The sequence below is a fragment of the Microcoleus sp. w2-18bC1 genome (assembly GCF_036700365.1).
GTDB lineage: Bacteria > Cyanobacteriota > Cyanobacteriia > Cyanobacteriales > Microcoleaceae > Microcoleus.
The window spans coordinates 51,680-65,219 of record NZ_JAUBOS010000005.1; the positions used below are offsets into that span (position 1 = coordinate 51,680).

The 13,540-nt window shown below is 45.0% G+C and carries 19 protein-coding genes; 4 read left to right on the top strand and 15 right to left on the bottom strand.

Annotated features, from left to right (window positions below; translation table 11 throughout):
• Nucleotides 1-209: 209 nt before the first annotated feature.
• The 6 genes from QT979_RS05145 to QT979_RS05170 form a co-directional block, all read right to left on the bottom strand.
• Nucleotides 210-749 carry a Uma2 family endonuclease gene (locus QT979_RS05145; RefSeq protein WP_333308477.1) on the bottom strand — a complete coding sequence of 180 codons (540 nt, stop codon included), beginning with the start codon at nucleotides 747-749 and terminating at the stop codon, nucleotides 210-212.
• 139 nt (nucleotides 750-888) lie between these two features.
• Nucleotides 889-2,070 (bottom strand): GTPase, encoded by a 1,182-nt coding sequence (locus tag QT979_RS05150; protein ID WP_333308479.1) that lies wholly within the window; start codon nucleotides 2,068-2,070, stop codon nucleotides 889-891.
• 223 nt (nucleotides 2,071-2,293) lie between these two features.
• A complete protein-coding gene (locus tag QT979_RS05155) occupies nucleotides 2,294-2,833 on the bottom strand; it encodes a Uma2 family endonuclease (protein WP_333308604.1) in 540 nt (179 codons plus the stop codon).
• Between the two features lie 55 nt (nucleotides 2,834-2,888).
• On the bottom strand, nucleotides 2,889-3,272 hold the full coding sequence (locus QT979_RS05160; protein ID WP_333308481.1) for a hypothetical protein: 384 nt from the start codon (nucleotides 3,270-3,272) through the stop codon (nucleotides 2,889-2,891).
• 11 nt (nucleotides 3,273-3,283) lie between these two features.
• Complete coding sequence (locus QT979_RS05165) at nucleotides 3,284-3,766, bottom strand: CdiA C-terminal domain-containing protein (protein WP_333308483.1); 483 nt, start codon at nucleotides 3,764-3,766, stop codon at nucleotides 3,284-3,286.
• Nucleotides 3,767-3,883: 117 nt separating this feature from the next.
• Nucleotides 3,884-4,372 (bottom strand): hypothetical protein, encoded by a 489-nt coding sequence (locus QT979_RS05170; RefSeq protein ID WP_333308485.1) that lies wholly within the window; start codon nucleotides 4,370-4,372, stop codon nucleotides 3,884-3,886.
• A gap of 146 nt (nucleotides 4,373-4,518) precedes the next feature.
• Between QT979_RS05170 and QT979_RS05175 the strand changes: the two genes are divergently transcribed.
• Genes QT979_RS05175 through QT979_RS05185 form a run of 3 tightly spaced genes read left to right on the top strand, consistent with a single transcriptional unit; the run spans nucleotide 4,519 to nucleotide 5,330 of the window.
• Nucleotides 4,519-4,731, top strand: a complete 213-nt coding sequence (locus tag QT979_RS05175; protein ID WP_194009260.1) for a helix-turn-helix domain-containing protein — start codon at nucleotides 4,519-4,521, stop codon at nucleotides 4,729-4,731.
• A 57-nt stretch (nucleotides 4,732-4,788) separates the two neighbouring features.
• Nucleotides 4,789-5,001 (top strand): helix-turn-helix transcriptional regulator, encoded by a 213-nt coding sequence (locus QT979_RS05180; protein WP_332958465.1) that lies wholly within the window; start codon nucleotides 4,789-4,791, stop codon nucleotides 4,999-5,001.
• 26 nt (nucleotides 5,002-5,027) lie between these two features.
• Complete coding sequence (locus QT979_RS05185; RefSeq protein ID WP_333308487.1) at nucleotides 5,028-5,330, top strand: DUF2442 domain-containing protein; 303 nt, start codon at nucleotides 5,028-5,030, stop codon at nucleotides 5,328-5,330.
• A 145-nt stretch (nucleotides 5,331-5,475) separates the two neighbouring features.
• Here QT979_RS05185 and QT979_RS05190 read toward each other — a convergent pair whose 3' ends face one another.
• From QT979_RS05190 to QT979_RS05230, 9 genes are all read right to left on the bottom strand, one after another.
• A complete protein-coding gene (locus QT979_RS05190; RefSeq protein ID WP_006631110.1) occupies nucleotides 5,476-6,426 on the bottom strand; it encodes a F0F1 ATP synthase subunit gamma in 951 nt (316 codons plus the stop codon).
• Nucleotides 6,427-6,554: 128 nt separating this feature from the next.
• Nucleotides 6,555-8,072, bottom strand: a complete 1,518-nt coding sequence (atpA, locus tag QT979_RS05195; protein ID WP_333162173.1) for a F0F1 ATP synthase subunit alpha — start codon at nucleotides 8,070-8,072, stop codon at nucleotides 6,555-6,557.
• A 111-nt stretch (nucleotides 8,073-8,183) separates the two neighbouring features.
• The gene (gene atpH, locus QT979_RS05200; protein ID WP_333037345.1) at nucleotides 8,184-8,729 is read right to left on the bottom strand and encodes an ATP synthase F1 subunit delta; all 546 of its coding nucleotides are present in this window, start codon (nucleotides 8,727-8,729) and stop codon (nucleotides 8,184-8,186) included.
• A gap of 3 nt (nucleotides 8,730-8,732) precedes the next feature.
• Nucleotides 8,733-9,260 (bottom strand): F0F1 ATP synthase subunit B, encoded by a 528-nt coding sequence (locus QT979_RS05205; RefSeq protein ID WP_333308489.1) that lies wholly within the window; start codon nucleotides 9,258-9,260, stop codon nucleotides 8,733-8,735.
• Between the two features lie 87 nt (nucleotides 9,261-9,347).
• Entirely contained in the window at nucleotides 9,348-9,833 is a 486-nt protein-coding gene (locus QT979_RS05210) for a F0F1 ATP synthase subunit B' (RefSeq protein ID WP_333054530.1), read from the bottom strand.
• A gap of 97 nt (nucleotides 9,834-9,930) precedes the next feature.
• The gene (atpE, locus tag QT979_RS05215) at nucleotides 9,931-10,176 is read right to left on the bottom strand and encodes an ATP synthase F0 subunit C (protein WP_006631105.1); all 246 of its coding nucleotides are present in this window, start codon (nucleotides 10,174-10,176) and stop codon (nucleotides 9,931-9,933) included.
• Between the two features lie 128 nt (nucleotides 10,177-10,304).
• On the bottom strand, nucleotides 10,305-11,063 hold the full coding sequence (gene atpB / locus QT979_RS05220; protein WP_333037347.1) for a F0F1 ATP synthase subunit A: 759 nt from the start codon (nucleotides 11,061-11,063) through the stop codon (nucleotides 10,305-10,307).
• A gap of 55 nt (nucleotides 11,064-11,118) precedes the next feature.
• On the bottom strand, nucleotides 11,119-11,580 hold the full coding sequence (locus QT979_RS05225) for an ATP synthase subunit I (RefSeq protein WP_333037348.1): 462 nt from the start codon (nucleotides 11,578-11,580) through the stop codon (nucleotides 11,119-11,121).
• A gap of 330 nt (nucleotides 11,581-11,910) precedes the next feature.
• Nucleotides 11,911-12,360, bottom strand: a complete 450-nt coding sequence (locus tag QT979_RS05230; protein WP_333308492.1) for a nitrate reductase associated protein — start codon at nucleotides 12,358-12,360, stop codon at nucleotides 11,911-11,913.
• A 186-nt stretch (nucleotides 12,361-12,546) separates the two neighbouring features.
• Between QT979_RS05230 and moaA the strand changes: the two genes are divergently transcribed.
• Entirely contained in the window at nucleotides 12,547-13,536 is a 990-nt protein-coding gene (gene moaA / locus QT979_RS05235) for a GTP 3',8-cyclase MoaA (protein WP_333308494.1), read from the top strand.
• Nucleotides 13,537-13,540: the final 4 nt, after the last annotated feature.

A 13,540-nucleotide genomic window follows, 5' to 3' on the forward strand; every position in this document is an offset into this window, starting at 1 on the left:
TTACGCTAGATGTGGAAACAAAGCAATCAGTATTTTACCGCTGTTTGTGCTTTTTTGCAATTTTACAACTCCATTTTTTATTGATAATTTTTTTTATTAAATGGCTGGGCGAGCGAGTGGCATTTTGTCAATGACTTTTTCACAAATTATTACAAGCCTCACGGCCGAACTGTGCCACAAAGCACTTATACCTAATTAATTTTTTGCCTTCAAGCCAACAACTCATCAACCGCAAGACTAAAACCCGGCAGCACTAGCTGAGTGCTGACTGTAGAACCCAGGTTAAAAGTTAACTTTTGAGTTTGAGTCATTATCATGATCCAGCGACTTTCTGGAAAAACTATCCAAACTTCCAGACAACCCGAATCTAAATACTCTTGTGCTTTAAGAAAAATCTCTTCCGCACTATCAGTAGGAGAAACTATTTCAGCAATTAACGGCGGGCTTTGAGGCAAAGTAGGAACATCGCCATATTGAGCAACAAGTTCAGCAGTCAGATAAGCTACATCAGGACGGCGCACTCGCCTGTCTGTACGACAAGGAACTTCTGTATAAACTTCGCCGCCTTGTCCGCTAGAATCTTTGTAATTTCCCCAAGAACGATCTAGTCTAGATTGGATTCGACTGTGTTTTACTGTCATGCCATTTTTCTCCGCGATTTGCCCGTCCACCCATTCCATATCGTCGGGGGGATTAGCCATAAAGTCTTCTAGAGAAACATTTTCTGATAAAACCGCTGCCATTACCATAGCTATTTACTCCTTTTTGCATAATTCACTGATATTGTAGCAATCAATTGGGAATTGGGAATTGGGAATTGGGAATTGGGAATTGGAACTAACAAATAACCTATGCCCTATGCCCTATGCCCCATGCCCCATGCCCAATTTACTCAATATTAATTTGATTGGGAGGCTTAGGTGGATTCGGTTGCTCATCCTTCAAAGTTTTACGCCCAGAACTAGCATACTCCTTGTACATTTCCACAAACATCTTGGTTAACTGTTGCAAAGAAAGTTGTTCGCCATTAACTTGAGCTTTCATGTAAGCTTTAAGCACTTCAATGTAAGCCAAACCTAGAGCAAGCGTGAGAGTTGCTGCGGTTGCACCGGAGATAGCACCGCCGACAACTGTACCTGCACCAGGAATCATTTTAATCAAATTAGTAACAATACTTCTGCCGACAGCAGTAACCCCGCCAGCGCCGCTAATAGCAGACAGCATCGCCGAAATAAAGCCCTTATCAAAGGGCATTCCAAAAATCACAGTAATATTAGCAATCATTGCCGTTTGCATCGTCATCAAAATCGGCGCATCAGCAAACGGTACAGGAGTCGCGCCGACAATTGCAGAACCTGCAACATAAGCACTTAGATACTTAAATGCCATATCGGATTTGAGCGCAATATTGGCAATTTGTTCTTTAACAAAAGCTTTTTTAGCTACTTCGGGCAGCAGTTGAAAAGTTGCATCGACCAACTTATCTAAACCGTGAGATTTTACTGTATAATCCTCATCTATTTCTTCGGGTTCAGCCATCACAGGGATGATTTGACTGACGGGCAAATTCATGTGTTCCAGTTGCTTGAAAAACTCGCCCGGCTTTTTAGATGTCGTCTGAGTCAGCACTAAAAGAACTGGTACATCTTTGACTTCCATTTCTTTTAGCCAGCTTTCCTCCACAGATTCTATTCTATTGGCGCTGTGATTGATGCAGTACCAGATGACGTGAATGTGTTCTTTTGGGTGCAGGAGTCTTTGGTCTTCAATCAGTTTAGCAACGTTTAATTGAATAACTTTAATTTGTTCGGCGTTGAGTTCGAGTCCGGGAGTATCGTAGACTGTAATTGGGCAATTGGGTTTTGTATATTGGCGAATGCCTTGAGTTATGGGGCGGCCGACTCCGGTTTCTGCTAACCGTTGGCGAAAAACGGAATTTATCAGGGTACTTTTGCCGACGCCGGTTTTGCCGATGACTAAAACATTGCACTGTCCCACTTGGTTTTCTGCGTCTTTGAAGGCGTAGTAACTTCTATTTAAAAGCTCGTCTAAGGAAAAGTCGTCTGACATGGCGGTTTGCTCCGATAATGGTGGGATATCGAATCTGGATTAAATACGACCGAATAGAATTCGGAGGCTACACAAACGAAGGATTAAACACCACCGAATAGAATTCGGAGGCTCTACAAACGAAGATTAAACACCACCGAATAGAATTCGGGGCTATACAAACGAAGTCCGCCTACGCGGACTGGGGGAGTCTTAAAGATATTGTAGCAATTTAGTTTGATGTTTAAGCTAGCAATCGATCGACCTCAATGCTAAAACCGATCAGGATTTGTTGAGTGCTGGCGGTATCGCCGGATCTAAATGTCAATATTTGATTTTGAGTCATCACGAATATTAAACGACTTTCGGGAAAAACTAACCAGACTTCCTGACAGCTAGATTCTAAATATTCCTGTGCTTTGAGAAAGACATCTTCAGCGATATCGGTGGGTGAAACTATTTCGGCAATTAAGGGGAAACTTTGGGGTAAAGTGGCAAGATTGCCAAATTGTGCAACTAATTCGGGTGTGAGATAAGCGACATCGGGGCGGCGAATTTGTTGGTTAGTGCGACAAGGAACCTCGACATAAGCTTCTCCACCTTGTCCGCTAGAATCTTTGTAATTTTTCCAAGCATCCCCCAGGCTTAACTGAATTTTACCCGTCTTTAGTGTCATGCCCTTTTTCTCCACAAGTTGGCCGTCTACGAATTCCATGTTGTCGGGTGGCTCGGTGATGAACTCTTCTAGAGTAAAATTATCCTGTATAGCAGTAGCAGTGACCATAGTCATTTCCTCGTTTTTACAAATCGGTTTCAGAACTTGCCTGTATGATGTTCGATCAAACCTTCACCAATGGCGCAAACTCCTCTAACTTCACTTGTAAGTCATCCACCAGCATTAAACGATACCTTTCGGTAGTTTTCAACTTGTGGAGAACATAACTAGCAAACTCATATCGCCACTTTTTTCTATCAAGTTCATTCGAGATGTTCAGCGCTCTGATTGATAGGTTGTAAGGGTATTCTTCAAAGTTGAGCTCTTTATCATTTTCAAAATCATGCTTTCCTACTGTAAGAGTGATTGTTGAGTTACGAAACTCATACCAGTGGTCAATGCCATCAGAAACCAGCTCTAATTTAAGAGCCAATATAAACTCTAATTCTTTGATTAAATGTTCGATGTCCTGTGGAAAGTCTACAAAAATATCTACTGTGCGAGACATAAAAACCTCCTTTATTGAAACTCAGTAAAACTGATGTCATAGATATCGCCAATAATTCGGACGCTATCAATTTTTCCGCGTGTAATATTTTTCGCCCTCTGCAAACCTCGTTCAGCCTCAGCCTCTATCAACCCAGACACCCTAGCATCTATAATTATATCCCTAGCCTGTCCGCCTCGTCTAATCGAATTGTTGATCTGATTTTTTACTGTCGCGCTTGTAGCACCGGCATCCAGACTTTTGAATTCAGTGAATTTTCCATCTACCTCAGCATCGGGATTTCTACCTCCATCGGTTTTTTCCCCCAAGGCTTTAACATTCTTTCCCTCTCTTTCCCGAAATTCAGCAATAGCTCTTTCGGTTTCACCAAAAGCTCTTTCTGATTCATCAATACTGCCACAATTAACCGAATTTTGCTCAGGGGTTTGGTTAGTCCCGTTATTCACCATTTTTTGTCTGTTAAAATTTGGGTGCGATCGCACATTATGAGCCAAGCCACTTGAGAAACGTATAGCGAAATCTTGTCTGGCGGCTTAAATCCTGGTAGTTGACTCCTGGAATCGCGCACTGAGGAGTCTCAATAATTATGGCACTTTTGCAAGAAGTCTAATTTAGAAATGTTCCAGCAGAGATTTCTCTTGTGCATAAACCTTTCGCAGCCACTCCAGCCCGATCGCACTTAACATCAATTTAATCACCCCCACCAAATTTCCCCACTTCAACAATTCAGAAACACAAACAGCTTTCTGAAATCTATCCGCATAAAAATCCACCCAAAAATCCGGCGCGTGTCTCTCTTTCTGACTCGCTATCCGGCGCTTCCAATAACCAAAATCTAAACCAGAGGGCGATTCCACTCCCAAAACTGGCGGAAAGTCGGCATAACTCACAAACCGACTCATGCCTTTAGCGTGCACGTACAGGATATGCGCCCAGCACTCGAAGCGATATATTTGTTCTACCTTGATTTTCAGCAGCCGCGCGATCGCCTCTTTTGTCACAAACCGGCTCAATCTGTGTCTGGGGGTTGATTTTGGTCGAAAGCTTGCTAACATGGTTGATACATCCCACTTGATGGGAATTTTCAATGGTTGATACATCCCACTTGATGGGAATTTCAGATGGTTAATAAATCCCAGTTGATGGGATTTGAACTTTGATAGGCGATCGTCTTTAAGTTTTCCAGACGTTGGGGCGATCGCTTTTTACGATATTTTTATTAAAAACTAAATCTAGTTTTTTGTCAATGGGTTTAATTAGATTGCGGGTTAAAGAATTTGCTGCTGAGAAAGGCTGGACGATCAAAGAGGTTTCTGAGCGATCGGGAGTCATTTACAGCACACTCAGCACCTATTCACGTTCTCCGGGAATGGCAATGGTTGATTTTACTTGTCTGCTGAAGTTGGCACGTACTTTTGACGTGATGGTGGAAGATTTGGTTGAGGTCGTCAAAGAGTAGTCGATCGCTTTTTACAGTACAATCGGATGACTTATATCAATCACATCTCAAGAGGTTATGGGATTAATTAAGTTGCGGGTTCGAGAATTTGCTGCCGAGAAAGGCTGGACGCTGAAAGAAGTTTCAGAGAGATCGGGCGTAGTCTACAGTACCCTCAGAACCTATGCCCGATCGCCCGGATTAGCAACTGTTGACGTGACAGCCTTGCACAAGTTGGCAAGGACTTTTGATTTGTCGATCGAAGATTTGTATGAAATTGTGCAGGAATAGTCGATCGCAGTTATTAGCGGGTTGGAATGACTTCTTTAATGGTTGAGTTGCTAGAAATCCCCCAAGCACAAAACGTAGTTGTTACAGACGACGCGCTAACAGTATATCTATCCGATGGTCGTACTATTTCTGTTCCTTTAGCTTGGTATCCTCGGCTATTGCATAGCACACCAAACGAACGCAATAATTGGCGATTTATTGGTGGAAATGATGGCATCCACTGGCCTGATATTGACGAAGACATTAGCATCAAAAATATTATTCTCGGTAAACCATCTGGAGAAAGTCAGAAGTCATTTCAGCGGTGGTTAGAAGAACGCGGGAAATAACAAATCCGCCTTCAATCTCCTTCTTCGTCTCAAGCGAGAGGGACTTCGTTTGTGTAAAAGCCGTTTTAACCGCCGAATTATTTAAAAAAAGCGCCTGAGTTCCCCCAGACGCATACCATAAAATCAACAAATTGTCAACCCTAACCTAACCGTTCAAAGCCTCTGCACCGCCGCAAACTTCCAGGATTTCCTGAGTAATTGCGGCTTGTCGCGCCTTGTTATAAGTCAGCGTCAAACTACCGATCAAATCGCTAGCATTCTCACTAGCATTGTTCATCGCCGTCATCCGCGCAGCCAACTCGCTAGCAGCAGACTCTTGCAAAGCCCGCAGCAATTGGTTGTTCAAATACAAGGGCAAAAGAGCCTCCAGAATTTGCGCCGGATCTTGCTCGAAAATCATGTCTCTGGGCAAGCTCTTCGTAGGTGAAGCAACCTTCTCGCGCGATACTTGAAACTGTCCGCCTTGCGAGGTCAAGCGGAAGATTTCATCATCGGGAGTTTCCAAACCTTGGGGGTCGAGGGGCAGCAAAGTTTGAATTACCGGACGCGAACTAATTAATGACACAAACTTGGTGTAAATTAGCTCTACTCTGTCCACAGTTCCTGACAGGAACAAAGAAAGCAATTCGTCAGCAATTTGTGCCGCTTCCGGTGCTGTGGGAATTTGTTCTAAGTTAGCGTAAGTAGCATCGATCGGCTGTTCGCGGCGCTGGAAATACTGAGTAGCTTTGCGTCCTACCAACACGTATTTGTAGTCTAAGCCTTCAGCTTTGATTTCCTTAGCGCGATTTTCGGCGTATCTGATGATGTTGCTGTTGTAGCCGCCGCACAAACCCCGATCGCCCGAAACTACCAACAGTCCCACCGATCGCACTTCGCGTTTTTTCAGCAGCGGCAAATCCAGGTTTTCAAACTGCAAGCGTTCCGCCAAACCGTATAATACCTCTGCCAGTCGATCGGCAAAAGGCCGAGTAGCCGTCACCTGTTCTTGAGCGCGGCGCACCTTTGCAGCGGCCACCAAACGCATCGCTTCTGTAATCTTTTTAGTGTTCTTGACCGACTTAATGCGATCGCGAATAGTTTTCAGATTTGCCATAACTTTCTCCTTACATCCTTGCCCGCATCTTCTTAATTAAAACCGCAGATTAACGCAGAGTAACGCAGATTAACTTCAGATTATCTGCGTTAATCCGCGTTCATCTGCGGTTCAAAATTCCTACTTGTCTACGCAGAAACTAGAAAACTTTGCTTGTATTCAGTGATGCCTTCTTTCAGCAGCTTCTCAGCTTCATCAGTCAAGGCTTTTCCGCCTTGAACAATTTCGCCGTACTTCGGCTTGCTAGTCCGCAAATAGTCGCGCAAACCAACAGTAAACTTGGTGACTTTTTCCACAGGAATGTCATCCATATAGCCGTTAATACCGGCATAGATTACAGCCACTTGTTCGTTCATCGGCAGAGGCGAACTTTGGGGCTGTTTCAACAGTTCCCGCAAGCGCTGACCGCGCGACAATTGATTCTGAGTAGCTTTATCCAAGTCAGAAGCAAACTGAGAAAATGCTGCCAGTTCTTCAAACTGTGCCAATTCCAATTTCACCTTACCGGCTACTTTTTTCATCGCCTTAGTTTGAGCTGCCGAACCTACCCGCGATACCGAAATACCGGGGTTTACTGCAGGACGCAAACCAGCGTTAAACAAGTCAGAAGAAAGGAAGATTTGACCGTCGGTAATCGAAATTACGTTCGTCGGAATGTAAGCAGAAACGTCACCAGCTTGGGTTTCGATAATTGGCAAAGCAGTCATGCTGCCTTCGCCCAAATCGTCGCTCAATTTAGCAGCGCGTTCTAGCAAGCGAGAGTGCAGGTAAAACACGTCTCCGGGATAAGCTTCGCGACCGGGAGGACGGCGCAGCAACAAGGACATTTGGCGGTAAGCTTGTGCTTGTTTGGAAAGGTCATCGTAAATGACCAAAGTGTGCTTGCCTTTGTACATGAAATACTCGGCTAAGCTAGCACCTGTGTAGGGAGCCAAGTATTGCAGGGTTGCGGGGTCACTAGCGTTGGCTGCTACTACGATCGTGTAGTCCATCGCGCCCTTTTCTTGCAGGACGTTGACGATGTTAGCTACTGTAGAAGCTTTTTGACCGATCGCCACGTAAACGCAGATCACGTTTTCCGATTTTTGGTTGATGATTGTGTCGATCGCGATCGCAGTTTTACCGGTTTGTCTGTCACCGATAATCAGTTCCCGCTGTCCTCTTCCCACCGGAATCATCGCATCAATAGCGGTAATTCCTGTTTGCATCGGTTCGTAAACCGAACGGCGAGAAACAATCCCCGGTGCCGGAGATTCAATCAAGCGAGATTCAGTAGTTTTAATTTCTCCTTTGCCGTCAATCGGACGGGCCAAAGCATCAACTACCCGTCCCAACATTGCTTCACCCACGGGGACTTCAGCAATTCTGCCAGTAGCAGTAACTGCCGAACCTTCTTGAATGCCGAGGCCTTGGCCCATCAACACTGCACCGACGTTATCTTGTTCGAGGTTCAGTGCAATGCCCACGGTGCCGTCGGCAAATTCTAGCAATTCCCCAGACATGGCTTTGTCCAAGCCATAAATCCGAGCAATGCCGTCGCCTACTTGCAGAACAGTACCGACGTTAGAGACTTTTACGTCTTGGTCGTACTGCTCAATTTGCTGGCGAATAATGCTGCTAATTTCGTCAGGTCTGATTGCTGCCATGTCAGTTGTTTGTTGTCAGTTGTTTGTTGTCAGTTGTCAGTTATCAGTTGTTCAAAACTACCAACCGTTAACTGCTAATTAAATTAGCTAATAGTCATCAGCTATTAACTCTCAGGAATTCAAGCGAATTCCTAGACGGCGCAATTGTCCCCGCAGGCTGGCATCAATTACTTGAGAGCCTACTTTGATTACCACACCGCCGATTAAATCTGCGTCTATTTTGGTTTCAATTTCTACTTGACTAGCGCTGGTCATCGCCTGCACTTTCTCGCGAACAGTCTGCTGTTGAGCGTCTGAAAGCGGGACAGCCGATGTAACTTCAGCCAATACTGTTTGGTTTAGTTCTCGGAGCCTTGCCAAGTATTGTTTGCCAATCCCTTCTAAAAAAAGAATTCTTCCTTTGTCTACTAATAGCTTCAGAAAGCTGTGCATCAAGGGGCTCATTTCTTCACCCGCTATTTGCTGAATCACGGCTTTTTTAGCATCCGGTTTTACCAGCGGATTGGCTAAAAATTGACGCAAATCTTCCGAACCTTCTAGCAGGCTCAGCAAGGAACGAATATCTTCGCCGAACTTCTCTGAGAGATTGTTGGACTGAGCCAGTGACATCAAGGCAGATGCGTAAGGCTGTAAGACTTCTGTGCTGACTGTACTCACGTTTTAGCCTCCCAGTAACGCAATGCTGCGATCGATTAATTGGTGTTGAGCGCTGTCGTCCAAGCTAGTTTTTAGCTGGCTTTCCACCTTTGCTAATGCCAGAGATACAACCGCCGATCGCAGTTGGGCGATCGCTCTTTCCCGCTCCGCTTCCAACTCTTGACCTGCTGTTGCTTTCATTCGTTCAACGTCTTGCGCTGCCTGAGCTAGAATTGCTTCTTTTGCTTTCTTGGCAGTTTCTTCAGCAGCGGCACGAATTCGTTCGGCTTCTGCTTGCGCTTGAGTCAATTTTTGCTGTTGCTCTGCTAGAGCTGCTGCTGCATCTTTTTGGCGTTTTTCTGCATCTTGAATCGCCTCTTGGATAGCCGAACGCCTCTCTGTCAGGATTTTACCTACAAATCCGCGCCCGAAATAAAACAGCACTGCAATAATAATGACCAGGTTAATCAGGTTGGTTTCTAAAATATCGAAATTTAAACCGAAACCACCTTCGCCGCTAGCTTCTGTGGCTAGCAATAAAACAGTCCCCATGATACTCTTCCATAATTGCGCGTGCAGATTGGGTGAAGCGATTTTAGATTTGAGATTCCATCAAAAATCTAAAACTCTTCGGTCTCGCTATTTGGCCAACGACTGCCCTAATAGCTTTTCGAGAATTTGGCCGCTGAGCGCGTCTACTTGTTGTTCTAGTGAGCGCATTGCTTCTTGCTTTTGCTGCTCTATTTCTTGCCCAGCTTTTTCTCGCGCGACTTGAGCTTCTTGTTGAGCCTCAGCTACTTTTGCTGCCCCAATTTTTTGGGCATCAGCTTGAGCAGCAGCAATTACTGATTGAGACTGTTTGCGAGTTTCTCCCAGTTTTTGCTCGTACTGCTGCGCTAGTTGCTGAGCTTTTGCCAAGCGTTCTTTGGCGGAGACTTGAGTGTTGCGAATGTAATCGGCGCGATCGTCAATTGACTTGCTGAGCGGCTTGTAAAAAATTACATTCAAGACTGCGACTAGAATTAAAAACTGCACCGCCATCAGAGGCAGCGTAGCATCTATATCAAACAGTCCCCCTTCCTTAGCCGCTTCTTCAACTGCTAGTAATACTGTCCAGTGCATCATGATTTTTTGACGGCTTCCATCTAATTCGCTTAATCGATTTTAGATTTGAGATTTTGGATTAGAATCGCCAAAACCTCAAATCTAAAATTTCCAATTATTATGCGAAGGGGTTGGCAAACAGCAGCACTAGGGCTACGACCAAACCGTAAATTGTGAGCGCTTCCATGAACGCCAAACTCAACAGCAAGGTGCCGCGAATTTTACCTTCTGCTTCCGGCTGACGGGCAATACCTTCTACAGCCTGACCTGCTGCATTACCTTGACCGATGCCAGGGCCGATTGCAGCTAAACCTACTGCCAAAGCGGCGGCAATTACGGAAGCGGCAGCAACTGTTGGGTTCATGATGATTTTCCTTATCTAAAGTACAAAATTGAGAACAGATAGTCTACAGAATTGTCCGATTTAACGGGAGGAAGTTTGAGTTCAGAATTTTTCTTTTTCCTCCTTCATTCTTCGCCGTTTATCGTTAGTTAATCGTGGTGTTCTTCGCCGTGACCGCCTTCTAGAGCTTCACCTATGTAGGCTGCGGCTAAGGTTGCAAAAATCAAAGCTTGAATTGCACTGGTAAATAGTCCCAGAACCATCACTGGCAGAGGAACAAATAAAGGCACTAGCAACACTAGCACTCCGACCACCAATTCGTCCGCAAGAATGTTGCCAAACAAACGGAAACTTAGGGACAGAGGCTTAGTGAAATCTTCTATGATTTTGAACGGCAACATGAAAGGCACCGGTTCAACATAGTGGGCGAAATACCCCAAGCCGCTTTTGCTGAGACCTGCATAAAAATATGCTAGAGAAGTCAGCAGTGCAAATGCTACCGTCGTGTTGATGTCAGCGGTAGGAGCTCCCAATTCGCCTGATGGCAGCTTAATCAGCTTCCAAGGAATTAGAGCGCCAGACCAGTTTGACACAAAGATGAACAGAAATAATGTACCAATAAACGGTACCCAAGGGCGATATTCTTTTTCCCCAATTTGGTTTTTAGCCAAGTCCCGAATAAATTCCAGCGCATACTCCATAAAATTTTGCATTCCGCTGGGAATTCGCTGGATTTTGCGGGTTCCTAAAATCGAAACTACGACTAAAACAGCAATTACAAACCACGAGGTTAGAAAAACCTGTCCATGCACTTTCAGATTGCCGAGTTGCCAGTACAACTGCTGGCCAACTTCCAATTTGGCGAGGGGGAAACGATTAAAGGTGTTTAGAACGTCAAGCATTGCCATTCAACGGGCTTCCCCATACAAATCGATGAGTTGAGTTTTGCTCTTCTTACCTGACTTACCTGTAATCTAGTGCTAATGCACTTCGGATCACGTAAACCATCAGCGCAGCTTTGTAAGTCAGAAATCCCAAAAATATCGGTAAAATCTGTAGCTGATTCCACTGTGTTCCTACTATCATCACCGCGAAAAACAAACCGAGCCTTGTCTTGCTGATGCGTTGATTTTGGCTGCCGATTCGTTCAACGTCTCTAGCCAACATCTTTAAGTAAACCACACCTGTGACCGCCCCAAGCAAATAATTCAGGGCAATGTTGAGGGAGTAAAAAATCCAAACGGAGATAAAAATAATCGCCGTAAAAGCAAGGGTGTACGCCAACAACTCTTGTTGGAGGCGATAAAAGTCTTGCATGGGATTGGTTGTCTCGGACGAGACTGTCGAGACTGTCGAGACTGTGCCAGCTTGAGGAATATCCTCGGTTGCTGGTGTGGGTTCGGTGGGTGTGTTTTGCGTGTTCACGAAGCTCAGAAACTAATGCAGGTAGCAGGCGAGTGCTTTGCAAACTCAGAAAAATAATACCACGCTGCGGTAACAATACTTAAAATTAAATTAATCATACTTGTCGGAATTGGGTGTCTGGCGCTTCGGAAACCTCAAGCCATTAAATGTCCGATCGACCTCACCCTACTTCTCCCACCGCCACACTGCACTTTGTTACACATTGTTCTCGTTGTTCTCACTGAGTAAGTCTCACTTAGTGAGAGATGACAGAGGACGATCGCCCGAATCGATGAGGTAACTCTCCCTTGTCTGCCTCTGCGCGCTACAAGAGTTAATTCAAATTCGATCTCATTCAATAACCTTAAACTCTTGAAGCGCCGGGAGAAAGTTTTTATTCTCGTGGCTCGATCGACTAAGCTTAATCAAAGCAAATCGCTGTAGAGGCTGCAAACTCGCCCACTGGGCCAAAGAAATTGTCACGCCGAGCTCTTGCGCTTTTGCAGAAACAGACTCGGGTACAGCTGCAGCATCCATCCACGGGGGATTTTCATCAACCGCCAAATCAGTTCCCGGTTTGCCTGTCTGTTGAATTAATATTTGATTTAGCTTTTCTCGGTAATCAATAATTTCTGCTTCTGTCAAGCAAGGTAACTCTACAAGACTTTGCCGTTCTGCTTGGTTAAAATGATTCCAATCCTGCAACTTCAATTTAATGCCGCAAGTATCTAATTTGAGACGTACCTGCATGGGGATACAGCGCAAAGCTTCCACAAAATCAGCTTCAAATTCAAAAAACATATATTTAGCAAGTTTATTTTAGTTGTGAATGAGATTTTTTTTATTAACCGCAGAGGGCGCAGAGGGCGCAGAGTAAGAGAGGTGGGGGAAGGTGAAAAGAAATTGATGCAGGTTTATTGCTCTTTATCAATAATTGCAGAAAATCGAGTCAGCATTTATAATTAAATAATATTACAAACTATTGACATGGATACCGTAGACTACCTTCGGATTAGCTTGATAGACCGCTGCAACTTCCGCTGTCTCTACTGTATGCCGGAAGGTAGCGAGTTGGACTATGTATTGCAGCAGCAGTTGTTAACTCACTCGGAATTGCTAACTCTGCTGCAGGAAGTTTTTATACCCGTGGGGTTTACCAAATTTCGCTTGACTGGTGGGGAACCGCTGCTGCGGCCTGGGGTGGTGGAATTGGTAAGGTCGATCGCCTCAATGCCGGAAACGCGAGATTTGTCAATGACAACTAATGGCTTTTTGTTGGCGGGAATGGCGGAAAATCTCTACAATGCTGGTTTGCGCCGGATTAATATTAGTTTGGATTCCTTGGAACCGGAGACTTTCGATAAGATAATTGGTAGCCGGGGACGATCGCGATGGACGCAGGTTTGGGAGGGAATTCAAGCGGCTTATCAAGCAGGATTCGACCCGCTGAAACTGAATGTTGTTGTAATTCCCGGTGTGAATGACAGCGAAATATTGGATTTGGCTGCATTAACTATTAACCGGAATTGGCACGTCCGTTTTATTGAGTTTATGCCGATCGGCAATGGGGATTTATTTGGCGATAAAGGTTGGGTAGCTTCGGCAGAATTGCGGCAACAAATTAGCGACAAATACGGGTTAGCCGAGTCGGGTGTTCGCGGAAATGGGCCGGCGGATGTGTTTCAAATTCCGGGGGCGAAGGGCACTTTAGGATTTATCAGCCAAATGTCCGAGTGTTTTTGCGATCGCTGCAACCGGATGCGTTTGTCTGCTGACGGGTGGCTGCGGCCTTGTCTGCTGAACGAAACGGGTCAAATTGACTTAAAAACTGCTTTACGGAATGGGGTGTCTACAGGCGAATTGCGCGATCGAGTGCGGCACATATTAGAGATTAAACCGGAGATTAATTTCAAGCAGCGAGATTCGGGAACTACTCAAGGAAATTACAGCCGCACCATGTCTCAAATCGGTGGCTGAACTA

What these genes read in the sequence shown, in the direction of transcription:
- QT979_RS05180 (WP_332958465.1), top strand. Translation starts at nt 4,789, where the DNA reads ATGGGATTAATTAAGTTGCGGGTTCGAGAATTTGCTGCCGAGAAAGGC.
- QT979_RS05145 (WP_333308477.1), bottom strand. Translation starts at nt 749, where the DNA reads ATGGTAATGGCAGCGGTTTTATCAGAAAATGTTTCTCTAGAAGACTTT.
- QT979_RS05205 (WP_333308489.1), bottom strand. Translation starts at nt 9,260, where the DNA reads ATGGGGACTGTTTTATTGCTAGCCACAGAAGCTAGCGGCGAAGGTGGT.
- QT979_RS05150 (WP_333308479.1), bottom strand. Translation starts at nt 2,070, where the DNA reads ATGTCAGACGACTTTTCCTTAGACGAGCTTTTAAATAGAAGTTACTAC.
- QT979_RS05155 (WP_333308604.1), bottom strand. Translation starts at nt 2,833, where the DNA reads ATGGTCACTGCTACTGCTATACAGGATAATTTTACTCTAGAAGAGTTC.
- QT979_RS05185 (WP_333308487.1), top strand. Translation starts at nt 5,028, where the DNA reads ATGACTTCTTTAATGGTTGAGTTGCTAGAAATCCCCCAAGCACAAAAC.
- QT979_RS05160 (WP_333308481.1), bottom strand. Translation starts at nt 3,272, where the DNA reads ATGTCTCGCACAGTAGATATTTTTGTAGACTTTCCACAGGACATCGAA.
- QT979_RS05230 (WP_333308492.1), bottom strand. Translation starts at nt 12,360, where the DNA reads ATGTTTTTTGAATTTGAAGCTGATTTTGTGGAAGCTTTGCGCTGTATC.
- QT979_RS05175 (WP_194009260.1), top strand. Translation starts at nt 4,519, where the DNA reads ATGGGTTTAATTAGATTGCGGGTTAAAGAATTTGCTGCTGAGAAAGGC.
- atpE (WP_006631105.1), bottom strand. Translation starts at nt 10,176, where the DNA reads ATGAACCCAACAGTTGCTGCCGCTTCCGTAATTGCCGCCGCTTTGGCA.
- atpA (WP_333162173.1), bottom strand. Translation starts at nt 8,072, where the DNA reads ATGGCAGCAATCAGACCTGACGAAATTAGCAGCATTATTCGCCAGCAA.
- QT979_RS05210 (WP_333054530.1), bottom strand. Translation starts at nt 9,833, where the DNA reads ATGATGCACTGGACAGTATTACTAGCAGTTGAAGAAGCGGCTAAGGAA.
- QT979_RS05170 (WP_333308485.1), bottom strand. Translation starts at nt 4,372, where the DNA reads ATGTATCAACCATTGAAAATTCCCATCAAGTGGGATGTATCAACCATG.
- atpB (WP_333037347.1), bottom strand. Translation starts at nt 11,063, where the DNA reads ATGGCAATGCTTGACGTTCTAAACACCTTTAATCGTTTCCCCCTCGCC.
- QT979_RS05190 (WP_006631110.1), bottom strand. Translation starts at nt 6,426, where the DNA reads ATGGCAAATCTGAAAACTATTCGCGATCGCATTAAGTCGGTCAAGAAC.
- moaA (WP_333308494.1), top strand. Translation starts at nt 12,547, where the DNA reads ATGGATACCGTAGACTACCTTCGGATTAGCTTGATAGACCGCTGCAAC.